Origin of the sequence: Allokutzneria albata (assembly GCF_900103775.1) — a bacterium.
In the GTDB taxonomy this organism is placed as follows: domain Bacteria; phylum Actinomycetota; class Actinomycetes; order Mycobacteriales; family Pseudonocardiaceae; genus Allokutzneria; species Allokutzneria albata.
In genome coordinates, this window is the sequence record NZ_LT629701.1 from 1,415,468 (window position 1) to 1,441,147 (window position 25,680).

2 protein-coding genes are annotated in these 25,680 nt (G+C 70.4%); both read left to right on the top strand.

What is annotated here, in order from left to right:
* Window positions 1-65: 65 nt before the first annotated feature.
* A complete protein-coding gene (locus tag BLT28_RS06180) occupies window positions 66-5,318 on the top strand; it encodes an SDR family NAD(P)-dependent oxidoreductase (protein ID WP_456318819.1) in 5,253 nt (1,750 codons plus the stop codon).
* A complete protein-coding gene (locus BLT28_RS41205; RefSeq protein WP_197683982.1) occupies window positions 5,315-25,591 on the top strand; it encodes a type I polyketide synthase in 20,277 nt (6,758 codons plus the stop codon). The genes BLT28_RS06180 and BLT28_RS41205 overlap by 4 nt, the downstream gene beginning before the upstream one ends.
* Window positions 25,592-25,680: the final 89 nt, after the last annotated feature.

A 25,680-nucleotide genomic window follows, 5' to 3' on the forward strand; every position in this document is an offset into this window, starting at 1 on the left:
AGCACCGGCGGAAACCAATTCCGCCGTTGAAATCTCCTGGTCCCGGCCATGCGCGGGTACCGACCATGGCGGTGGGTCGCGCTCGCGCCAACCCGCGGATCTCCTGGGGGAGAAGAAACACCATGACCGACGAGCGGAAGTACCTGGACTACCTCAAGCGCGCCACCGCCGAGCTGCAGGACCTGCGCCGTCAGCTGCGCGAGGCGCGCGAGCCGGTGGCCATCGTCGGCATGGCCTGCCGATTCCCCGGTGGGGTCGGCTCGCCGGAGCAGCTGTGGGACCTGGTCGCGGGGGCAGGTGACGCCGTCACCGACTTCCCCCGCGACCGGGGCTGGGACATCGCCGGGATCTACGACCCGGATCCCGACAAGCCGGGTCGGACCTACACGCGGCGCGGCGGCTTCCTCGGTGGCGCTGCGCTGTTCGACGCGGAGCACTTCGGCATCAGCCCGCGCGAGGCGGAGACGATGGACCCGCAGCACCGCGTGCTGCTGGAGTGCACCGCCGAAGCCGTCGAGCGCGCGGGGATCGACCCGGCGAGCCTGCGCGGCAGCCGGACCGGGGTGTTCAGCGGGGTCATGTCCAGCTACTCCTCGGGACATCCGCTGAGCATGGCCTCCGGCCGTGTCGCCTACGCCTTCGGCCTGGAGGGGCCCGCGATCACCGTCGACACGGCGTGCTCGTCGTCGCTGGTGGCCCTGCACCTGGCCGCGAAGGCGCTCAACGACGGCGAGTGCTCGATGGCCTTGGTGGGCGGCGTGACCGTGTTGCCGACGCCGGACGTGTTCGTGCAGTTCAGCAGGCAGCGCGGATTGTCGGCCGACGGTCGGTGCAAGGCGTTCGCGGCCGCGGCGGACGGCACCGGGTTCGGTGAGGGCGTCGGCGTGCTCGTCGTCGAACGGCTGTCCGAGGCGCTGCGCAACGGGCACCGGGTGCTCGCGGTGCTGCGCGGCTCGGCGGTCAACCAGGACGGCCGGTCGAACGGGTTCACCGCACCCAACGGCCCTTCCCAGGTGCGTGTCATCCGGGAAGCGTTGGAGCGGGCCGGACTCGCACCGTCCGAAGTGGACGTCATCGAGGCGCACGGCACCGGTACGACCCTCGGTGACCCGATCGAGGCGCAGGCGATCATGGCCACCTACGGCAGCGATCGGCCCGCGAACCGGCCCGTGCTGCTGGGCTCGGTGAAGTCGAACATCAGCCACACCCAGGCCGCGGCCGGGGTGGCCGGTGTGATCAAGGTCGTGCAGGCCATGCGGCACGGCGTGGTACCGCCGACCCTGCACGTGGACGCACCGTCACCGCGAGTGGACTGGTCCGGCGACTCCGTGCGGCTGGTGACGGAGATGGTGCCGTGGCCGGAGACCGGACGCGCGCGGCGTGCGGCGGTGTCCTCGTTCGGGCTCAGCGGCACCAACGCGCACGTGATCCTCGAAGCGCCCGCGGAGAGCGCGCAGCCCGCCACCCCGCACATCCCTGGTGCGCTGCCCTGGCTGTTGTCGGCCAGGACGGAAGAAGCTCTGCGCGAGCAGGCGAGCCGCCTCAAGTCCTATGTGGACGCCAACGTCGACGTCGACCTGAATGACGTCGCGGTGGCGCTGACGGCGCGTCCGGCGATGGCAGTGCGCGCGGCGGTGCTCCCCGGGAGCCGGGCGGATTTCCTGAGCGGCCTTGATGTCCTCGCGGCGGGAGACCTGTCGGCCGAGGTGGTCCGGGCGCGGGCGGTTGCGGGGAAGCTCGCGGTGCTGTTCTCCGGTCAGGGTTCCCAGCGGGCGCGGATGGGGCGCGGCCTGTACGACGCGTATCCCGTGTTCGCCGAGGCGTTGGACGCCGTGTGCGCCGCCGTGGACGAGCACATGGAGCGGCCGGTCCGGTCTGTGGTCTTCGCCCGGCCCGATACCGCCGAGGCGGGGTTGCTCGACCGCACCGACTACACCCAGGTGGCCATCTTCGCGGTGGAAGTGGCGCTCTACCGGCTCTTCGAGAGCTGGGGGATTCGACCGGACCTGCTGATCGGGCACTCCGTCGGTGAACTCGCGGCGGCACACGTGTCCGGGGTGTGGTCGTTGGCCGACGCGGCGAAGGTGGTCACGGCTCGCGGCCGGTTGATGCGTGAGCTTCCCGATGGTGGGGCGATGGTCGCGATCGCGGCGAGCGAGTCGTGGGTTCGGGAACGACTGACCGAGGGCGTCTGCGTCGCCGCGGTGAACGGTCCCGCAGCAGTGGTGATTTCCGGCGAGGCCAAGGCGGTCGCCGAGGTCGCCGCGGCATGTCGGGCTGAGCGGGTCCGGACGAAGCTGCTCCGCGTCTCGCACGCCTTCCACTCCGAGCTGATGGAGCCGATGCTCGACGGCTTCGCGGAGGTGCTTCGCTCCGTATCGTTCGCCGTGCCGGAGCTTCCGTTGGTGTCCAACGTGACCGGTGAGCGACTGACCGATGAGCAGGCGTGTTCGGTCGACTACTGGTTGTCCCACGTGCGGGAAGCGGTGCGTTTCGCTGATGGTGTGCGGTGGCTGCACGAGCAGGGCGTGACCCGGTTCGTCGAGCTGGGGCCGGACGGCGGGCTGCTCGTCGCAGCACAGGAAACCATTGCGGGACAAGAAGAAGTGTTCGCATCCGCCCTGCGCAGAGGGACCGGGGACATCGAGGCTGTCACGACCGCGCTGGCTCGCCTGCACGTTCACGGCGTGCCGGTTCGGTGGAGTGACGTCTTGGCCGGACGTCCGCGCCCGTGGCTGGACCTGCCGACCTACGCCTTCCAGAGGCAGCGGTACTGGGTGCCAGCCGACGCCGTTGCGGGAGATGCGAGCGGCTTTGGCTTGACGGCGATCTCCCATCCTCTGCTCACGGCAGCGACCGATCTGCCGGGCACGGCGAAGTTCGTCCTCAGTGGACGGTTCTCGCTGGACACGCATGCGTGGCTTGCCGACAACGCCGTGTGGAACGAGGTGCTGACGCCCGGTTCGGCGTTCGTCGAGCTGGCGGCCTGGACCGGTGAGCTGCTGGGCTGCGCGCGGGTGCGAGAGCTTCAGCTGCGCGAGCCCCTGATCGTCCCGGAGCAGGTGGCGGTCAACCTGCGGATCGTCGTGGAGGCGCCGGACGAGCGGGGTGACCGCGTCGTCGAGGTGTACTCCCGGGAGGCCGACAGCGACGAGGCCGAGCCGTGGACCTCGCACGCGCACGCCGTTCTGGTCGCTGATCCCATCCCGCCGCTTCAGATCGGCGACTGGCCTCCGCCCGGCGCCGTGGAGGTGGAGGTCGCTGAGGTCTACGACCGGCTCGCCGAGCAGGGATACGACCACGGTCCGGCGTTCCGCGCGTTGCAAGGTGTGTGGCACCGCGGGGACGAGATCTTCGCCGAGGTCGCGTTGACCGACCTGGACGCCGACGCCTTCGCGGTGCACCCGGTGCTCGTCGACGCGGTGGCTCAGGCGATGCAGGGCGCGGCACCGGCGCTGCCGTTGGTCTGGCGCGGAGTCACCGTTCACAGCACTGGCGCCCGGGCGCTTCGGGTGCGGCTGACGCCGGTAGGGGAGAACACCTATTCACTTGCTGCCGTTGACTTCTCGGGCCTCCCAGTGCTGTCGGTGGAGTCGGTGGCACTGCATCCGGTGGCGTTGGAGGAGTTCGGCCGCGTTGCCGACGATTCGTTGTTCGCGGTCGAGTGGGTGGACGCCGGTCTCGTGGTCCACGACGCTTCGGATGCGCTTCGTACGGGCTGGACGGTGCTGGGGACCGACGACCCGCGTCTGACCGCCGCGCTGAGGCCCGCGTGGGGTGACGGCCAGTGGCACGCGGACGTGGAAGCCTTGCGCACAGCCATGGACGCGGGTGCGCCCGCCCCTGCGTTGGCGCTGACCTTGTGCGAGGCGGGCACCGAAGCAGCGCAGGAGTTGGCGGACGCGTGGTTGGCGGACTCGCGGCTCAGTGATTCCCGCTTGGTCGTTGTAACGGGGGATGCCTCGGTGTGGGGCCTGCTGCGCTCGGTGCAGGCGGAGCACCCTGGTCGGCTCGTCCTCGTGGAAGTCGATGACAGCGAGCTGTCGCACCGCGTTCTGCCCGCCGTCGCGGGGACGACCGAGCCTCAGCTGGCGATCCGGAGCGGTCGGCCGTTGGTGCCGAGGCTGGCCCGCGTTCCGGCATCGATGGGGGAGCCGCTCGGCCCAGACGGCACGGTGTTGATCACTGGTGGTTCTGGCGCACTGGGCATCGCGGTGGCGCGGCATGTGGTCACGGCACACGGCGTTCGGAAGCTGGTGCTGGCCAGTCGAGGTGGTCTCCTGGACACGGGCGTTGAGAGCGAGCTGCGCGAGCTGGGCGCGCAGGTGTCCACTGTGACCTGTGACGTGACGCATCGGGCCGATGTTTCCCTTGTACTGGAGGGCATTCCGGACCTGGCGGCTGTCGTGCACGCGGTGGGAACGCCGGCGAAGGTGGATGGAGCGAGGCACCTGCACGAGCTGACCCAGGACAAGCTCCTGAAGGCGTTCGTGTTGTTCGCATCGTTCCCGGCGTTGCTCGGCGGACGCGGGTTGGCCGCTACGGGCGCTGCTGACGCGGAGCTGGCTTCGCTCGCCGCGCAGCGTCGTTCGGCGGGTCTTCCTGCTGTGGTCGTGGCACGGGGCGAGGACACGGACAAGGAAGCGCTCGCGTTGTTCGACCTGGCGCTGGCCGAGCGGACGCATTCTTCGGTCGTCGCCGCGCGGCTGGATGTCAAGGCGCTGCGTCGGGCCTACGGCCGTTACGACCGTGTGCCTCCGCTTCTGCGTGGCCTGGTGCGGCTGCCTCGGCCCCGGACTGAGGTGTCGGATGCACGTGCCACGGCTCTGCGTGCTCGGCTGGCCGAGCTGTCCGAGGACGATCGTGCCCGTGAGGTGTCCGGCCTGGTGAGGGACCACGTCGCAGCGGTGCTCGGGATCGCCGATGTAGTGGCGGACAAGGGTTTCCTGGACATGGGGATGGACTCGGTCATGGCGATGGAGCTGCGCAACCGGCTCGACGCCGTCACCGGACTGCGCCTGTCGGCGACGGTGGTCTTCGATTACCCGACGCCGGACGCGCTCGCCGGTCACGTGCTGGACCGCCTGCTTCCGGCCGCTCCGGCGAACGCCGTGAGCGACGACCAGGTGCGGCGCCTGCTGGCCGCGCTTCCGATCGCGCGGCTGCGGGAGTCGGGGCTGCTGGACCCGTTGATGCGGCTCGCCGAAGAGCCTGCCGAGGACGTCGCGGCGCCGGTCGACCACGCCGCCGCGATCAAGGAGATGGGCGTCGACGACCTGGTTCGGCTCGCGCTCGAAGGATCAGTGGCGAAGCCATGACGAGGAGCGATGACGCGGTGAAGCCGCTGTTGTGGGGACTGTCCGCGGCCGGGACCGGCTCGCTGCGCTCGTACGCGGGCGTCCTGCTCGACGACCTGCGCGCACGAGCGGACTGGAGCCCGGCGGACATCGGCCTGTCGCTGGCCGCCGAGCAGGCGCACGGCAGGCGTGCGGCGGTGTCCGCCGTCGACCGTGAAGGCTTCTTGGTCGCGCTGGAGGCACTGGCGGAAGGCAGGGGAGCGGCGGGGCTGACCGAGGGCGCTCCGACGTCGGGCGACGTCGTGTTCGTGTTCCCCGGGCAGGGGTCGCAGTGGCCGGGCATGGCCGTGGAGCTGCTGGAGTTCCCCGTGTTCCGGGAACGCATGCTGGAGTGCGCTCGCGCGTTGGAACCGTTCGTCGACTGGGACCTGTTCGAAGCTCTCGACGACGCCGAGGCGTTGCGGCGCACGGATGTGGTCCAGCCCGTGCTGTTCGCGGTGATGGTCTCGCTGGCCGCGCTGTGGCGCTCCTATGGTGTCGAGCCGTCCGGTGTGCTCGGGCACAGCCTCGGTGAGGTCGTTGCCGCGGTGGTGGCCGACGCTCTGTCCATTGAGGACGGCGCACGGGTCGTCGCCCTGTGGAGCCAGGCCCAGGCCACGCTCGCCGGAGACGGTGCGATGATCGCCGTCCCGGCCGCCGCCGAGGACGTGGCCGACCGGTTGGCCGCCTTCGACGGTCGCCTGGTGCTCGGTGCGATCAACGGGCCGCGCTCCGTGATCGTGTCCGGTGACGCCGACGCGGCGCTGGAGCTGCTGGATCAGCTTGTCGGGGAAGGGATTTCGGCGCGGCGCATCGATGTGGACCTCGCAGCGCATTCGCCGCACATCGACCGCATCACCGAGTGGCTGCGCGAGGCGCTGGCGCCGATTCGCCCCCGGCGTCCGAGCGTGCCCTTCCTGTCGTCGGCACGCGGTGAGGTCCTGCCGAAGGACGTCGCGCTGGACGCCGGCTACTGGTGTCACAATCTGCGCAACACCATCCAGTTCGAGCGCGCGACGCGGCTGGCGGTGGACAACGGCGCAGGGGTGCTGTTGGAGATCAGCCCGCATCCGGTGCTGACCGCGGCGATCCAGCAGACGGTTGAGGACGCCGGCGCGCTCGCTTCGGTGCGGGGCTCGTTGCGTCGAGGGCAGGCCGGGCCGAGCCGGGTCATGGCGGCCCTGGGTCAACTCCATGTCGACCGGGTGCCCGTCGACTGGGATGTCGTGTACGCCGGGCACTCGCCCCGCGTGGTGCCGCTGCCCAGCCCTGAGCGGGCGAACACGCACGCGGAGTCGCCCCTGCGCGGGCGGCTCGCCGGGATGAACGAGGCCGAGCAGCGGGAGCTGCTGACTTCGCTCGTGCGCCAGGAGATCCAGGCGCTGCGCGGCACCGCCGACGCGGTCTCGCCGGATCGGCAGTTCCGCGAGCTGGGTTTCGACTCGGTGACGTCGCTGGAGATCCGCGCCCGGATCTCCTCGGCCGTCGGTGTGGACCTGCCCGTGACGATGGTCTTCGACCACCCGACTCCGGCCGATGTCGCCGAGTTCGTCCGTGTGACGCTGGCCGGCGCGGCGCCCGTCGAGGACGTCGCCCTGCCCGGCCGACCGGCGGACGACGACCCGGTGGTCATCGTGGGGATCGGCTGCCGTTACCCGGGTGGCGTGTCCGGACCGGACGACCTGTGGCGGCTGGTCAGCGACGGCGCGGACGTGGTGTCGGACTTCCCCGGGGACCGCGGCTGGGACTTCGCCGCGGCCTACGACGACCAGTCCCGCCCGCCCGGCACGTTCTACCAGCGGCAGGCGGGATTCCTGGGCGGGGCGGCGGAGTTCGACGCGGAGTTCTTCGGGATCAGCCCGCGCGAGGCCGCCGCGATGGACCCGCAGCAGCGGCTGCTGCTGGAGACCGCGTGGGAGGCGCTGGAGCACGCCGGGATCGTCCCCGCCTCGTTGCGGGGCAGCGGGACCGGTGTGTTCGTCGGCGCGATGACCATGGACTACGGCCCGCGGATGGACCAGGGCAGTGAGGCCGAGGGCTACGTCTTCACCGGCAACACCGGCAGCGTGATGTCCGGGCGCGTGTCCTACCTCTACGGTTTCGAGGGACCCGCGGTCACGGTCGACACGGCGTGCTCGTCGTCCTTGGTGGCACTGCACTTGGCAGCGCAGTCGTTGCGGCGCGGCGAGTGCGGGCTCGCGCTCGCCGCGGGCGTGACCGTGATGTCCGGTTCCGGGATGTTCGTCGAGTTCTCGCGCCAGGGTGGCCTTGCCCCGGACGGCCGCAGCAAGGCCTTCTCCGACAGCGCGGACGGTTTCGGCCTCGCCGAAGGCGTCGGAGTGCTGGTGCTGGAGCGCCTTTCTGACGCTCGGCGCAACGGGCACACCGTGCTCGCGGTGATCCGGGGTTCGGCGATCAACCAGGATGGCGCGTCGAACGGCATGACCGCGCCGAGTGGTCCTTCGCAGCAGCGCGTGATCCGCGCTGCGTTGGCGGATGCTGGTTTGTCCACTTCGGACGTCGATGCGGTCGAGGCGCACGGGACCGGGACGCGGCTGGGTGACCCGATCGAGGCTCAAGCGCTGATCGCGACCTACGGCCAGGATCGGGTGACCCCGGTCTACCTGGGGTCGTTGAAGTCCAACATCGGGCACACCCAGGCTGCCGCGGGCGTCGGTGGTGTGATCAAGATGGTCCAGGCGATGCGCCATGGCGTGCTGCCGAAGACCCTGCACGTGACCGCGCCGACCACCCACGTGGACTGGTCGGCCGGGGCGGTGGAGCTGCTGACCGAGCAAGTTCCCTGGCCCGCGACGGATGTGCGGCGCGCGGGTGTGTCGTCGTTCGGAGTGAGCGGCACCAACGCTCATGTTGTGGTGGAGCAGGCGCCGGAGCCTGTCGTCGTGGAACAGGCGCATCCGGCTCTGGTTCCGCTCCCATTGTCCGGCCGAGGGCAGTCGGCGTTGCGCGAGCAGGCCGCGCGCTTGGTGCCGCTGCTTCGCACGGATGTGCCGCTCGCTGACATCGCGTGGTCGACGGCCCTGACTCGCACGGCGTTCGACGACCGCGCGGTTGTGCTCGGGGCGGACCGCGAGGAGCTGCTGGCCGGACTGGCTGCTCTCGGGGCCGGTATGCCTGCCACCGGTGTGGTGCGCGGGATCGCGGACACGCGGGGCGTCGCGTTCGTCTTCCCCGGCCAGGGCTCGCAGTGGGCGGGCATGGCCGTGGACCTGATGGAATCCTCACCGGTCTTCGCCGCGCAGATGGACCGTTGTGCTGACGTTTTCGAAAGTCTCGTCGGCTGGGACCTGTTCGAGGCGTTGATCGATCCTGATGCTTTGCAGCAGGTGGACGTCGTTCAGCCGGTGCTGTTCGCAGTGATGGTTTCACTGGCTGCACTGTGGCGCGCGCATGGCGTTGAGCCGTCCGTGGTCGTGGGGCACTCGCAGGGTGAGATCGCGGCCGCGTACGTCGCCGGTGCTCTGTCGCTTGAGGACGCCGCTCGTGTGGTTGCCCTGCGCAGCAAGGCGATTCGGGCTTCGCTGGCAGGCCGCGGCGGCATGGTGTCGATTCCCGTTCCTGCCGCTGATCTGGACCTGGATGAGCGGGTTTCGATCGCCGCGGTGAACGGTCCTTCGTCCACTGTGGTCGCTGGCGATCCAGAGGCCCTGGACGAGCTGCTGGCGCGGTGGGACCGGGCGAAGCGCATCCCGGTGGACTACGCCTCGCACACCGCCCAGGTCGAGGAACTGCGCGAGGAACTGCTGGCCTTGCTCGACGGGATCGAGCCCAGGGCGACGTCGGTTCCGTTCCACTCCACCGTGACCAACACCGTCGTTCCCGGCACCGAGCTGAATGCCGAGTACTGGTACGAGAACCTGCGGCAGACCGTCCGCTTCGACGACGCGGTCCGTGCGCTGGCCGGGCACCTGTTCGTGGAGTGCAGCCCGCACCCGGTGCTGACCGCAGCGGTCAACGCCACCACCGTGGGATCACTGCGCCGCGAGGACGGTGGTTTCACCAGGTTCCTGACCTCGCTCGCGGAGGCGTACGCGCACGGGGCGCCGGTCGACTGGTCAACCCTGCTGCGTGGGAACCCGGTCCCGTTGCCGACCTACGCCTTCCAGCGCGAGCGGTTCTGGCTCGACGGTAGTGCGCCATCGCCGACCGATGCGGCCGATCTCGGCCTTGTCGCGCCGGAGCACCCGCTGCTCGGCGCGGCGACCGCGCTGCCGGAGTCCGGCGGTTTCCTCTTCACCTCACGGATCTCGTTGTCGAGCCACCCGTGGCTGGCCGATCATGCCGTTCGTGGCGCGGTCCTCTTGCCGGGCACCGGGTTCGTCGAGCTCGCAGTGCGCGCGGGCGACCAGGTCGGATGCGACCTGATCGAGGAGCTGGTGCTGGAGGCTCCGCTGGAGATCCCTGCGGACGGCACCGGAGTGCGGCTCCAGGTCGCTGTGGCGGCAGCCGATGAGACCGGGCGGCGCAGGATCACCGTGCATTCGCTGTCCCACGAGGACTGGACGTTGCACGCCGCCGGAGTGCTCTGCGTCGGGGCGGGAGACGGGCGCGCGCTGACGCAGTGGCCGCCTGCGGCTGAGGAGATCGACCTCGCCGACGCGTATGAAACCTTGGGCAACAATGGTTTGGACTACGGCTCGACGTTCCGTGGGCTGACCAGGGCATGGCGGCGCGCGGACGAGATCTTCGCCGAGGCGGCGCTGCCGGAGGGCGTTGAGCATGACGGGTTCGGCCTGCACCCGGTGCTGCTCGACGCTGGACTGCACGCGCTCGTCCTCGACGGTGCCGAGCTGCCGTTCTCGTGGCACGACGTCGCCCTGCACAGCACTGGCGCCACTGCGACCCGCGTCCGCCTGACCAGATCGTCCGCCGGGGTATCGGTCGTCGTGGCCGACACTGCCGGGAACCCGGTGCTGACCGCGCGGTCGCTGGTGATGCGGCCCGTGCCGGAGCGGCTGCACGGGCGTCGTCGCGCCGAGGGCTTCGCGGTCCGCCCGGTCCGGTTCAACCTTCCCACCGACGCACCCACCACGGACGCGGTGGTGTTGCTCCCGAACACCGCCGATGAGGCTCTGGCGGCGGTGCAATCCGGCGCCGACCTGGTGGTGGTCACCCGCAACGCGGCGACCGACCCCGCTCAGGCCGCTGTGCGTGGGCTGATGCGGTCGGCGATCTCGGAGCACCCCGGCCGGTTCGTCCTGGTCGACACCGACGACGTGGACGCCGTCGAAGCACAGCTCGCGCGGATCGTGGCGTCCGGCGAGCCTGAGTTGTGGCTGCACGAAGGCGTGGTCTCCGTGCCGCGCCTGACCGTCGCGGAGACCCCTGAAGACCGTCCGGAGTGGACACCGCAGGACTGCGTGCTGATCACCGGGGGCACGGGCACCATCGGTAGGGCGATCGCCGAGCACCTGTTGCGCGCGCACGGAGTCGGACGCGTGGTCCTGGCGAGCCGGTCCGGGCTCACCGACCTGGACGGCGCCGAGGCTGTGGCCTGTGACGTCACCGATCGAGACGCCCTTGCAGCGCTGTTCGAGCAGTATCCGATCACCGCTGTGGTGCACGCGGCTGCCGTGCTGGACGACGGCGTGATCGAGTCGTTGACTCCCGAGCGCATGGCCGCCGTGCACGCGCCGAAGGCCGGGGCCGCGTGGCACCTGCACGAGCTGACCCGGGACCGGGAGCTGACCGCCTTCATCCTGTTCTCCTCGATTGCCGGGGTCTTCGGTACGGCGGGCCAGGGCAACTACGCGGCGGCGAACTGCGCCGTCGACGCGATCGCCGAGGTGCGCAGGGCCGAAGGACTGCCCGCGACGTCCATCGCGTGGGGCCTGTGGGCGGAGTCGAGCACTTTGACCGGCGCCCTGTCCGACGTGGACCGCGCGAGGCTGGGCCGGTTCGGTGTCGCAGGAATGTCCACAGAGGACGCTTTGACGCTGTTCGACGCCAGCACTCGTGCCAACACCGTTGCTGTGCGGCTGGATCGGGCGGCACTGCGCGCGCGGACCGACCTCCCTGCGGTGCTGCGCGGCTTCACGGGAACTCCGGCCCGCAGGAAGGCCGAGGTCAGCGGCGATTCCGTGCTCACGATGGTGCGCGACCAGGTCGCCGACGTGCTCGGACACCGTTCCGGCAGCACGGTGGGACCGGACACGGCCTTCCAGGGAATGGGCTTCGACTCGCTGACCGCCGTGGAGTTCCGCAACCGGATGAACGCCTTGTTCGCCGTGCGGTTGCCCGCCACGCTGGTCTTCGACCACCCGACGCCCCGCGCCGTCGCCGACTTCGTGCTGGCGGAGCTGACCGGGCGATCCGGCCGTCTTGCCGCCGCGCCCGTGGCTGCCCGCGTCGACGAGCCGATCGCGATCGTGGGCATGAGCTGCCGGTACCCGGGCGGCGTCGAGTCCCCCGATGACCTGTGGCGCCTCGTCGTCTCCGGCACCGACGCGATCAGCCGGTTCCCCGAGGACCGGGGCTGGGACCTGGAAGCCCTGTTCGACCTCGACCCCGAGCGCTCGGGGCGCAGCTACGTCCGGCAGGGTGGGTTTCTCCACGACGCGACCGGCTTCGACGCCGAGTTCTTCGGGATCTCTCCGCGCGAGGCGCTGGCGATGGACCCGCAGCAGCGGCTGTTGCTGGAGACCGCGTGGGAGGCGTTCGAGCGGGCCGGGATCGCCCCGGATTCCCTGCGCGGCAGCCAGACCGGCGTGTTCGCGGGGGTGATGAACGGCGGGTACGGCGCCCAGCAGCTGGCGACGTCGAACGGGGCGGGGGAGACCGAGGGCTATCTCGCCAGTGGCACCGCGGCGAGCGTCGCCTCCGGCCGGATCTCTTACACGTTCGGGCTTGAAGGCCCGGCGTTGACCGTGGACACGGCGTGCTCGTCGTCCTTGGTGGCGCTACACCTGGCTGTGCAGGCGCTTCGGCGTGGTGAATGCTCGATGGCCTTGGCCGGTGGCGTCACCGTCATGGCCTCGCCCGCGCTGTTCGTCGAGTTCAGCCGCCAGCGCGGGTTGTCCCCGGACGGCCGCTCGAAGTCCTTCGCGGCCGGAGCGGACGGTACGAGCTGGTCCGAGGGCGCGGGCATGCTCGTGCTGGAGCGCCTGTCCGACGCTCGGCGCAACGGGCGTCGCGTCCTCGCAGTGGTGCGTGGCACGGCGGTCAACCAGGACGGCGCGTCGAACGGGCTGACCTCGCCGAACGGTCCTTCGCAGCAGCGGGTGATCCGCGCGGCGCTTGCCGATGCCGGATTGTCCACTGTGGACGTGGACGCGGTCGAGGCGCACGGGACCGGGACGCGGTTGGGTGATCCGATCGAAGCCCAGGCCCTGCTGGCGACCTACGGTCAGGACCGTTCGACGCCGGTCTACCTCGGGTCGCTGAAGTCCAACATCGGGCACAGCCAGGCCGCCGCGGGTGTCGGCGGCGTGATCAAGATGGTCGAGGCGATGCGCCACGGCCTGCTGCCCAGGACGCTGCACGTCGACGAGCCCACGCCTGAGGTGGACTGGTCGACGGGCGCTGTGTCGCTGCTGACCGAGCCGACTGCGTGGCCTGAAGCGGGTCGTCCGCGTCGTGCTGGCGTGTCGTCCTTCGGTGTGAGCGGGACCAACGCGCATGTGATCGTGGAGCAGGCCGAGCCCGAGGCTCCTCCTGCGACCCGTCCGGCACCGTCTGTGCTGCCGTGGGTGCTCTCCGCGGGGAGCGCGGTCGCCCTGTCCGCTCAGATCGAGCGGTTGCGCGAGTTCGCCGCGGGTAATCCGGAAGTGTCCACTGAGGACATCGGCTATTCGTTGGCTACTACACGAGCCCGCCTGGCGCACCGTGCGGTCGTGCTGGGTGACGACGTGGTCGTGGGTGACGGTGGCACTGAGCGCCGCGTGACGTTCGTGTTCCCCGGCCAGGGCTCGCAGTGGGTCGGCATGGCTGTCGAGTTGCTGGAGTCGCCGGTCTTCGCTTCTCGGATGGCTGAGTGTGCCGCTGCGTTGCGGGAGTTCGCTGACTGGGATTTGTTCGAGGTCCTGTTGGATGCGGAGGCGTTGGAGCGGGTCGACGTTGTGCAGCCGGCGTTGTTCGCGGTGATGGTGTCGCTGGCTTCGCTGTGGCGTTCGTACGGCGTGGAGCCCGCGGCCGTCGTGGGGCACTCGCAGGGCGAGATCGCGGCAGCGTGTGTGGTCGGTGCCTTGTCGCTTGAGGACGCGGCGCGTGTCGTGGTGTTGCGGAGCAAGGCGATCGCGGCGTCGTTGGCGGGGCGCGGTGGCATGGTGTCGGTCGCGCTGCCTGCCGCTGATGTGGAGCTTGACTCGCGGCTTTCGATCGCGGCGGTGAACGGTCCTTCGTCCACTGTGGTCTCCGGCGAACCCGACGCGTTGCGGGAGTTCGCGGAGAGGACGCAGGCTCGGGTCATTCCCGTGGACTACGCGTCGCATTCCGCGCAGGTCGAGGCGCTGCACGATGAGCTGATGGATCTCCTGGCGCCGATCTCGCCGCGCTCGTCGGAGATCCCGTTCTACTCGGCGGTGACCGGTGAGCCCGTGGACACCTCCGGTCTCGACGCCGCTTACTGGTTCCGGAACTTGCGCGAGACTGTGCGTTTCGATCTCGCCACGGAACGGCTCCTGGCTGATGGCATCACGGCGTTCATCGAGTCGAGCGGACATCCTGTGTTGGCCCCGGCGATCCTGGGGACGACCGAGCAGTCCGGGCACGATGCGATCATCGTGGGCTCACTGCGCCGCGAGGACGGTGGGCTTCGCCGCATGCTGACCTCGGTCGCCGAGGCGTACACGCAGGGCGTCGCGGTGGACTGGACCCCTGCCTTCGGTGCGGAAGCCCGCGTTGTCGACCTGCCCACGTACGCGTTCCAGCGCAAGCACTTCTGGCTGGGCGCTGAGGCGACGCCCGTGGACTCCTGGCGTTACCGGGTGGAGTGGCGCGGAGTGCCGGACCGGCCCGCCGTGCTGTCCGGCACGTGGGCGGTGGTCACTGCCGGTGAGCCCGCGGAGCTGATCGTCGAGGCGCTGACGACCGCCGGTGCGACTCCGGTCGTGGTCGGGCCGGACGCCGTGCCGAGCGAGGGCATCGCGGGCATCGTCTCGCTGGTCGCGCTCACGGCGGACGATCCGTTGGCCGCGACGCTGGAACTCATCCAGAAGGACATTGACGCTCCACTGTGGACTGTGACCCGAGGTGTGGAGACCGAGCCCGAGCAGGCGGCGGTCTGGGGCCTCGGACGGGTGGCCGCGCTGGAGCGCCCGAAGCAGTGGGGCGGGCTGATCGACCTGCCCGCCTCGGCCGACGAGCAGGTTCACCGGCGGCTCGTCGCGGTCTTGGGTGGGACTGAGGACCAGGTCGCGCTGCGTGCGGAGGGAATCCTCGGCCGCCGGCTCGTCCGGGCCCCGCGCCCCCGCGCGCGGAACACCTGGCAGCCCACGGGGACTGTGCTGATCACAGGTGGCACCGGGGCGATCGGTGCTCACATCGCGCGTCACTTCGCCCGCAACGGTGCCGAACACCTGGTGCTGACCGGGCGGCGTGGCCCGGAGGCCCCTGGGGCCGGGGAACTCGAAGCCGAGCTGACCGCGCTCGGTGCTCGCGTCACCATCGCGGCGTGCGACGTCGCCGACCGGGATGCCTTGGCAGCCGTTGTCGCCAGCATCGAGCCGGTCCGCACGGTCGTGCACGCGGCAGGCGTCGCGCACTGGGGCGATCTCGCCGACATCACGGCGGACGACTTCGCCGAGTTGATCGCGGGGAAGGCACGCGGCGCGGAGCACCTGGACCAGCTGTTCGACCACGATCTCGACGCCTTCGTGCTCATCTCGTCCAACGCCGGGGTGTGGGGCGGTAGCGGGCAGGGGGCGTACGCGGCGGGCAACGCCATGCTGGACGCGCTGGCCGCACGGCGGCGTGCTCGGGGACTGCGCGCGGTGTCGCTGGCGTGGGGCTCGTGGGCGGGCGAGGGCATGGCCGCGGGGGACACAGGTGCCAGGTTCGAACGGCTGGGCCTGAACCTGATGCGGCCCTCGGGCGCGGTCGCCGCGCTCATGCAGGCGATCGCCGACGACGAGACGTTCCTCGCGGTCGCCGACGTCGACTGGGCCAAGTTCGCCCCGACCTTCACCATCAACCGGCCCAGCCCGCTGCTGTCGGAGCTGCCCGAAGCGCAACCGGCCCAGCCGGAGGAGACGACGGGGCTCGCCGCGGTCCCGGTGGCCGTTCGGCGCCGCGTGGTGCGGGAGCTGGTGAGCTCCGCTGTCGCGGCCGTGCTCGGGCACGAGTCCGAAGCCGTGGCCGGGCGGACTTTCAAGGAGCTGGGCTTCGACTCGATGACCGCCGTGGACATGCGGACCAAGCTGTCCGCGGCCACCGGCCTGAAGTTGCCGAGCACCCTCGTTTTCGACCACCCCACGGCCGAAGCGCTCGTCACGCACCTGCTCGACCGGCTCTACGGCAGGACCGCGGCCGTCGTCACGGCCAGTGCGGCGCCGGTGTCGGACGATCCGATCGCGATCGTGGGCATGAGCTGCCGGTACCCCGGCGGGGTCGCGTCGCCGGATGACCTGTGGCGGTTGGTGGAGCGCGGCGTCGACGCGATCACCGAGTTCCCCGCCGACCGTGGTTGGGACATCGGCGCGCTCTACCACCCCGACCCTGCGAACCCGGGCACGACGTACACCCGGCACGGCGGTTTCCTCGATGGCGCAGCGGATTTCGACGCCGGCTTCTTCCGGATCTCGCCGCGCGAGGCGCTGGCGATGGACCCGCAGCAGCGGGTGGTGCTGGAGACCGCGTGGGAGGCGTTCGAGCGGGCCGGGATCGACCCGACGAGCCTGCGTGGCACCGGTACGGGTGTGTTCGTCGGTGCCAGTGCCCAGGAGTACGGTCCGCGCCTGCACGAGGCGCCTGCCGGACTGGAGGGCCACTTCCTCACCGGCGGTCTCGACGCGGTGATCTCCGGTCGCGTCGCCTACGAACTGGGGTTGGAAGGCCCTGCCATGACTGTGGACACGGCGTGCTCGTCGTCCTTGGTGGCATTGCACTTGGCGGTTCAGGCGTTGCGGCGCGGTGAGTGCTCGATGGCGCTGACCGGTGGCGTCGCGGTGTTGTCGAGCCCGGGTGTCTTCCTGGAGTTCAGCCGTCAGCGCGGGTTGTCGGCGGACGGCCGTTGCCGGTCGTTCTCGGCGTCGGCGTCCGGAACCGGATGGGCTGAGGGCGCCGGAATGCTGGTGCTGGAGCGCTTGTCCGACGCGCGCCGCAACGGGCACCCTGTGCTCGCCGTCGTTCGGGGCAGCGCGGTCAACCAGGATGGCGCTTCCAACGGGCTGACCGCCCCGAACGGCCCCTCGCAGCAGCGGGTGATCCGGGCTGCACTCGCCGACGCTGGTCTGTCCACTTCGGACGTCGCTGCGGTCGAGGCGCACGGCACCGGCACCACGCTGGGCGACCCCATCGAGGCGCAGGCGCTGCTGGCGACCTACGGCCAGAACCGCTCGACCCCGGTCTACCTGGGCACTTTGAAGTCCAACATCGGTCACTCGCAGGCCGCGTCCGGGGTCGGCGGCATCATCAAGATGGTGCAGGCGATGCGGCACGGCGTGCTGCCGAAGACCCTGCACGTCGACGAGCCGAGCCCGCACGTGGACTGGTCGGCCGGTGCGGTGCAGCTCCTGACCGAGCCCGTGGAGTGGTCGGGCCCGCGCCGTGCCGGTGTCTCCGCTTTCGGTGTGAGCGGAACCAATGCACACGTGATCATCGAGCACGTTCCGGCTGTGGAGACTTCCGCTTCGGAGACTCCGGCGCTTGTTCCGGTGCCGTTGTCGGCCCGAGGCGAGGAGGCGCTTCGCGCGCAGGCCGTGCGGTTGCGCGGCACCGTTGGTGACCTGGCGGCGCTCGCTCGGTCGCAGGGCACGGGTCGCGCCGGGTTGCCGGATCGGGCCGTGGTGCTGGCCACCAGCCGCGATGATCTGCTTGACCAGCTCGATGTGCTCGCTCGGGGCGAGACCAGCGCGAAGATCGTGCGCGGGACCGCGACCGCGTCTCGCTTCGCCGCGTTGTTCTCCGGTCAGGGTTCGCAGCGCAGTCGCATGGGGCTGACGTTGACTTTCCCCGAGTTCCAGGACGCGTTCGCCGAGGTGGTCGCCGAGCTCGACAAGCACCTGGACCGGTCGCTGCTCGACGTGATCTCGGATGACGCCGAGGCGTTGGAGCGGACCGAGTACACCCAGCCCGCGTTGTTCGCGGTGGAGGTGGCGCTGTTCCGACTGCTGGAGGCATGGGGGCTGCGGCCGGACTTCCTGGTCGGCCACTCGGTCGGCGAGCTGGCTGCCGCGCACGTCGCCGGGGTGCTGTCGCTGGCCGACGCCTCGCGGCTGGTCGTGGCGCGTGGGCGGCTGATGCAGGCGCTTCCGCCCGGTGGAGCCATGATCTCGATTCGCTCCACTGTGGACGAGATCGTGCCGCTGCTCGTCGACGGGGTGAGCATCGCCGCGGTCAACGGCCCGGAGTCCGTGGTGATCTCCGGAGATGAAGACGCGGTCGAGGCCATCGCGGGGCGCTTCGAGAAGACTCGGCGCATCCGCACCAGCCACGCCTTCCACTCCGCCCGGATGGACGCGATGCTCGCCGGCTTCCGCGCGGTGGCGGAGTCCGTGTCCTATGCGCCCCCGACGATCCCGATCGTGTCGACGGTGACGGGTGCTCCGGTGGAGCCGTGCTCGGCGGACTACTGGGTTCGCCAGGTGCGTGAGCCGGTGCTGTTCCACGACGCTGTGCAGTGGCTGCTCGCGGACGGCGTCACGGCGTTTGTGGAACTCGGTCCCGATTCCGTGCTGTCGGCGACCGTGGACGCGCCGGTGGTGGTGCCGATGATGCGGCGCGATCGGCCGGAGCTGGACACGGCGGTCGCAGCGCTCGCCGCACTGCACGTCAACGGTGTTTCGCCGGATTGGGCAGCGGTGTTCCCGGGAGCACCGCTGGTCGAGGTGCCCACCTACCCGTTCCAGCGGCGCCGCTACTGGTTCGGTGACGCCGACCAGGGCTTGATCCAGTCTGTGACCAGGCACGCGGACGGCGTGCTGCTCACCGGGAAGGTGTCGGCGGCCACCAGGCAGTGGGTCGCGGACCATCGGGTACTCGGTACCACTTTGCTGCCGGGAACCGCGTTCGTGGAGCTGGCGCTTCGAGCCGCTGACGAGGTCGGCCACACGGTGGTCGACGAGATCGCCCTGGAAGCGCCGCTGGTCTTCGACGGCTCGGAGACGGTGGAGATCCAGGTCAGCGTGCAGGACATGAAATTCGCCGTGCACTCCCGCCGAGGTTCGGAGTGGACCCGGCACGCGACGGGCGTGCTGGGCACTGGCACCGTGATCGCCCAGCCTGTGCAGTGGCCGCCGACCGGCACCGAGCGCGACCTGGACGAGATCGCGAACGCGCTGGTGGAGCGCGGATACGACTACGGTGCCGCCTACTCCGGCCTGGTTGCGGCGTGGTCCGACGGCGCGGAGTGGTTCGCCGAGGTCGAGCTGCCGGAAGGCTTCGCAAGCGATGGCCTCCTGGTGCACCCGGCGTTGCTGGACACCGCGCTTCAACCGCTCGTGCTCACGCTGACCGGAGGCGCGGAGCTTCCCTTCGCCTGGCGGCGGGTTGCGCTGCACGGCAAGGCGTCTACCTCGCTTCGAGCGCGGCTGCGGAAGTCCGGCGAGGGCTTTTCCGTGCGCGTGGACGACGCGAGCGGTCAACCGGTACTGAGTGCCGAGTCCGTGGTGATGCGCGCTGTGCCCGGCGGCCGTTCGGTGTCGTTGCTCACTGTCCAGCACGTTCCCGTCGAGCTGTCCGAAGTGGACGGTTCGGTGCAGGTGGTCGCTCCGGTGAGCGTCGACGATGCGCTGGCCGCGGTGCAGCAGGCGTTGACCGGGGATTCCCGCGTGGTCGTGATGGTTCAGGACGCGCAGATCGATCCGGTTCAGGCCGCTATCGCCGGGCTCGTGCGATCGGCGCAGTCGGAGCACCCGGGTCGTTTCCTCCTCGTTGACACCGACGACCTGTCGGCCGTCCGCGCGGTTGACGAGCCGGAGATCGTCGTGCGCTCGGGCCAGGTCACCGTTCCGCGACTGCAGCCGGTCCCGGTCGGCGTTGCGCCTGTGTGGTCACAGGACGACTGCGTGCTCATCACCGGGGGCACAGGAACGTTGGCCCACCTGGTCGCGAAGCACCTGGTCGCCGAGCACGGTGTCCGGCGGCTCGTGCTGATCGCGCGGAGCGAGGTGGATCCGGACTTCGTTGCCTCGCTCGACGCCGATGTGACGGCTGTTCGGTGCGACGTGACGGATCGGGCCGCGGTGGCCGCTGTGCTGGCCGAGCACCCGATCACAGCCGTCGTGCACACCGCGGGCGTGCTCGACGACGGCGTGATCGAGTCGCTGACGCCCGCTCGGATGGCCGGGGTGGCCGCGCCGAAGGTCCTGGGCGCGCAGCACCTCGACGAGCTGACCCGCGACCGCGAGCTGACCGCGTTCGTGCTCTTCTCCTCGGCGGCCGGTGTGATCGGGACGGCGGGGCAGGGCAACTATGCCGCTGCCAACTCGGCTCTCGACGCGATCGCCCGCGCACGCCACGCCGTGGGACTGCCCGCCACATCGGTGGCGTGGGGCATGTGGGCCGAGGCCGGAGGCATGGCCGAAGGGCTCAGTGCCGCCGACCGCGCGCGGCTGGCCAGGTCCGGGCTTGCTTCGTTGTCCACTGTGGACGCACTAGCAATGTTCGACGCGGCCGTTGCGGGCCCGGAGCCCGTCTACGTGGCGTCGCGTCAGCTGCCCAAGAACACCGTGCGGCCGGCGCGGAAACCCGTTGCCGCTGATGACCTCCCCTCTGCGGTGCTGAGGTCGGTTCGGGCGGCGGTGGCGGAAGTGCTCGGTCACTCCGACGCGCGGTCGATCGACGTGGGCAGGCCGTTCCAGGAACTCGGGTTCGACTCGCTCACCTCGGTGGAGCTGAGAAACCGGGTCAACGCGGAGTTCGGTCTGGCGCTCCCCGCGACGCTGGTCTTCGACCACCCGAACGCGACCTCGCTGGCCGATCGGCTCGTCACCGAGCTGTCCGGGGCGGCTCCGGCCGCGGCTCCCGTGGCCGCCGCGAGCACCGACGACGACCCGATCGTCATCGTCGGGATGGCCTGCCGCTACCCGGGCGGGGTGCGGTCGCCGGAGGACCTGTGGCGCCTGGTCGCCGAGGGCGGGCAAGGGATCACGCCGTTCCCCACCGATCGCGGCTGGGACCTCGGGACGCTGTTCGACGACGACCGTGAGCGCCACGGCCACAGCTACGCGCGAGCGGGCGGGTTCCTGCACGAGGCCGTCGAGTTCGATCCCGCGTTCTTCGGGATCTCCCCGCGCGAGGCCATTGCGATGGACCCGCAGCAGCGGCTGCTCCTGGAGACCTCGTGGGAGGCGTTGGAGCACGCGGGGATCGACCCGGAGACGTTGCGCGGCAGCCAGACCGGTGTGTTCGCCGGGGTCATGGCCGGTGACTACGCCACGCGGGTGCGTCAGGTGCCCGAGGACGTGGAGGGCTACCTCGGCAACGGCAGCACGGGCAGCATCACCTCCGGACGCGTCTCGTACACCCTCGGGCTTGAGGGGCCCGCACTGACCGTGGACACCGCGTGCTCGGCTTCGTTGGTGGCGATTCACCTCGCGGCACAGTCGTTGCGACGCGGCGAGTGCTCGCTCGCGTTGGCCGGTGGAGTCACCGTTCTGTCTACCCCGGTGTTCTTCGTCGAGTACAGCCGTCAAGGCGCCTTGTCTCCGGACAGCCGCTGCAAGTCCTTCAGCGCCGACGCCGACGGCACCGCCGGTGGTGAGGGCGTGGGCATGGTGCTGTTGGAGCGCCTGTCCGACGCCCGGCGCAACGGGCACACGGTGCTCGCGCTGGTGCGGGGTTCGGCGATCAACCAGGACGGTGCGTCGAACGGTTTGACGGCGCCGAACGGTCCCTCGCAGCAGCGGGTGATCCGCGCCGCGCTGGCTGATGCTGGCCTGTCCACTTCGGACGTTGATGTCGTTGAGGCGCACGGCACCGGCACGAGGTTGGGTGATCCGATCGAGGCGCAGGCGGTGATCGCGACCTACGGCCAGGACCGCTCGACCCCGGTCTACCTGGGTTCGCTGAAGTCCAACATCGGGCACACCCAGGCCGCCGCGGGTGTCGGCGGCGTGATCAAGATGGTGCAGGCGATGCGCCACGGCATCCTGCCCAAGACGCTGAACGTCACCGAGCCGACTCCGCGCGTTGACTGGTCGGCGGGTGCGGTGGAGCTGCTGACCGAGCAGATGCCGTGGCCGGAGGTCGGCCGTCGTCGCCGCGCGGGTGTTTCGGGCTTCGGCGTGAGCGGGACCAACGCGCACGTCGTGCTGGAGCAGGCTCCGACGCCCGTCCCAGCGCGGGAATCTTCCTGGTTGGGGCCTGTGCCGATGGCCGTGTCCGCGCGGGATGAGGTTTCCCTTGCCGCGCAAGCTCGGCGTTTCGCTGAGCACCTGCGGTCAGAAGTGTCCATTGTGGATGTTGCGTGGTCGGCGCTGACGACGCGGAACCAGATGCGGCATCGTGCCGTTGTCCTGGCTTCCGCGCGCGATTCGCTGGTCGCTGGGCTTTCGGCCCTCGCCGAGGACGCCCCGTCCGCCGAGGTGGTGCGCGGGGAAGTCGTCGATGGGGGAGCGGCGTTCGTGTTCCCTGGTCAGGGTTCGCAGTGGGTCGGCATGGCGGTCGAGTTGCTGGAGTCGCCGGTTTTCTCCGCGCGGATGGCTGAGTGTGCCGCTGCGTTGCGGGAGTTCGCTGATTGGGATTTGTTTGAGGTCTTGTCGGATGCGGAGGCTCTGCAGCGGGTCGATGTTGTGCAGCCGGTGTTGTTCGCGGTGATGGTGTCGTTGGCGGCGTTGTGGCGGTCGTATGGCGTTGAGCCTGCGGTTGTGATCGGCCATTCGCAGGGTGAGATCGCGGCGGCGTGTGTTGCTGGGGCGTTGAGTTTGCGTGATGCGGCTCGGGTGGTTGTGTTGCGGAGTAAGGCGATTCGGTCGTCGCTTGCTGGTCGTGGTGGCATGGTGTCGGTTCCGGTGCCTGTTTCGGAGATCAGCGGTGATGTGTCGATTGCTGCGGTGAATGGTCCTTCGTTGACTGTGGTTGCGGGTGATCCTGCGGCTTTGGATGGGGTGTTGGCGCGGTGGGATCGGGCGAAGCGGATTCCGGTGGATTACGCGTCGCATTCGGCTCAGGTGGAAGAGATCCGGGACGAACTCCTCGACGCACTCGCCTCGATCGCGCCTCAGGAGACGAGCACCCCGTTCTTCTCGACCGTGACGTGTGAGTACCTTCCCGGCAGCGCGTTGAACGCGGAGTACTGGTACGAGAACCTGCGTCAGACAGTGCGGTTCAACGACGCGGTCAACGCCTTGGACGGGCACGTGTTCATCGAGTGCAGTCCGCATCCGGTCTTGATGCCCGCGCTCGACGTGCCCGCGCTCGGCTCGCTGCGGCGGGACGAAGGCGGGACGGACCGCTTCCTGAAGTCCTTGGCCGAGGCTCATGTCCGGGGTATCGCGGTCGACTGGGGCCAGGTCTTCGCCGGGCGTGGCCAGCGGGTCAGCCTGCCGACCTACGCCTTCCACCGCGACCGCTACTGGCTTGAGGCGGGCACCGGCACGGACGTGTCGTCGGCCGGGCTGGACGCCTCGGGCCACGCGATGCTCGGTGCGGCCGTGCCCCTCGCCGCGTCCGGGGGATTCGTGTTCACGGCGAGGTTGTCGACCCACACGCACCCGTGGCTGGCCGACCACGCCGTTCAGGGAACCGTGCTGGTCCCCGGGGCGGTCTTCGTCGACTGGGTCGTGCGCGCCGGTGAGGAGACCGGGTGCCCGCGCGTGGACGAGCTGATGATCCTGGAGCCGTTGGCGCTCACCGGCTCGGACTCCGTCCAGGTCCAGGTGACCGTCGAGCCACGTGAGGACTCCGGCAACCGCCGCTTCTCGGTCCACGCGCGCATCGACAGCACTCACGACTGGACGCTGCACGCTACCGGAGTGCTTGCACCGCAGGGACAAGAGCACGCCGATGACCTCGTGGACTGGCCGCCTCCGGGAGGTGAGCCCTTGGCCGTCGACGGCTTCTACGACCTCGTGCGTGACGCCGGACTGGAGTACGGCTCGGCGTTCCAGGGCGTCCGAGCGGCCTGGCGCCGGGGCGAGGAGGTCTACGCGGAGATCCGATCGCGGGCTGACCTGGCCACCAGCGGTTTCGGGGTGCATCCCGCGCTGCTCGACGCGGCGGTTCACTCGGCCGTTCTCGGTGTCGACCTCGACCAGCCCAAGCTGCCGTTCGCGTGGAACGGCGTGACGTTGTGGGAGCGCGGCGGCTCGGCGCTGCGTGTGCGGATCTCGCCGCGCGGGGACGACACCGTCGCGGTGCTCGTCGCCGACGAGGCGGGGCGCCCGGTGCTCTCCGTCGACTCGGTCCTGTCGCGGGCGGCCGGTGGCGAGCAGCTTCACCGTGTGCGCTGGGTGGAACTGCCGGTTCCCAGTGGTGCGCCCGTGCCGACCGCGCTGATCCGGGACCTCGCGGAACTCGATGCTTCTGTGCCCGAGATCGTGTTTGTGCAGGTGGAAGCGTCGACCGCGGCTGGCCTGCCCGCAGCGGCGCGCGAGGTCACCAACCGCGTGCTCGGCCTGGTCCAGGGTTGGCTCGCCGACGAGAGGTTCGCCGAGTCGAAGCTCGTGTTCGTCAGGAGCGGGCAGGATCTCGAAGACCTCCCCGGTGCCGCGGCGTGGGGGCTGCTCCGTTCGGCCCAGTCCGAGCACCCGGGACGCTTCCAGCTGATCGACGTCGACAAGCCCGACGACCACCTCGCACTGCTGCAGCAGGTGTCCGCACTGGACGAGCCGCAGGTGGTCTTGCGGGACGGCGTGGCGCTCGTGCCTCGAATCGGCCGCGCGCAGTCCACTGTGGATGGACCGTTGTTCGGTCCTGACGACACCGTGTTGATCACCGGGGGTACGGGTGTGCTCGGCCGCCTGGTCGCACGGCACCTCGTGACGTCCCACGGTGTGCGGAAGCTCGTGCTCGTCAGTCGGCGAGGACCTGCCGCCGCGGGGGCTCTGGTTGCCGAACTGGAAGGTGCCGAGGTCGCTGTGGTGGCCGCCGACATGTCGGATCGGAATGCCGTGGCTGCCCTGCTCCGATCCCACCCGGTGACCGCGGTCGTGCACAGCGCGGGAGCCCTCGACGACGGGCTGGTCCAGTCGCTGAGCCCCGAGCGGATCGACGCCGTTTTCAAGTCCAAGGTGGACGCCGCGGTGCACCTGCACGAGCTGGCCACGGACGCCAAGGCGTTCGTGCTGTTCTCCTCGGCAGCGGGCACGATCGGGACCGCTGGGCAGGGCAACTACGCCGCTGCCAACGCGTTCCTGGACGCTCTGGCCGCGCACCGGCACGCGAGCGGGCTCCCCGCGACCTCGATCGCGTGGGGACTGTGGGAGGACAGCAGCGACCTGACGGCTGGCCTGAGCGATCGGGACCGCGAGCGGCTGGAAGCCGTTGGCGGGCGCGCGTTGTCCGGTGAACGCGGGCTGGCGCTGTTCGATGCCGCTGTGGCACAGAGCGAACCGGTGGTCGTGGCGATGCCGCTCGACCTTGGCGCCGTCCGCGCGGGCGCGGGTAGCGAACCGCTTCGAGCCCTGGCGCGGACGACGGTCCAACAGACTGAAGCAACGGCGCAGCGGGAGACGTTGGCGCAGCGCATCCTCCGGCTGCCGGAGGAGCGCCGTCTCCCGGCGATGGTGGCCGCGGTCGTAGCGGAGACCGGAGCGGTCCTCGGACACCGCTCGTCCGCGGGCGTGCAGGACTTCAAGCAGCTCGGCTTTGACTCGCTGACCGCCGTGGAACTGCGCAACCGGTTGGCCGCGCTCACCGGGCTCCGGCTGCCGGCGAGCCTGGTGTTCGACTACCCGAACGCCCAGGCGCTCGGCGAGTTCCTGCTCGGCGAGATCGCGCCCGCCGGGCCCGACGACGCCGACGTGCGCGCCGTGCTCGCGTCGATCCCGCTGGAGGACCTGCGGGACAACGGCTTGCTCGACCAGCTGCTCCGGCTCGCCCGGCGGCCCGCGCCCGCCGAGGAGCGCTCCGACGAGCAGATCGACTCCATGGACGCCGAAGACCTCATCGCCATGGCCCTCGGGGGCGAATCGTGAAGGGCTCCAGCATGAGCAACCAGGAAAGCCGTCTGCTCGACGCGCTGCGGACGTCGGTGAAGGAGACCGAGCGCCTGCGCAGGCAGATC

Excerpts from the sequence above, each read along its gene's own strand:
- BLT28_RS06180 (WP_456318819.1), top strand. The coding sequence starts at position 66 with ATGGCGGTGGGTCGCGCTCGCGCCAACCCGCGGATCTCCTGGGGGAGA.
- BLT28_RS41205 (WP_197683982.1), top strand. The coding sequence starts at position 5,315 with ATGACGAGGAGCGATGACGCGGTGAAGCCGCTGTTGTGGGGACTGTCC.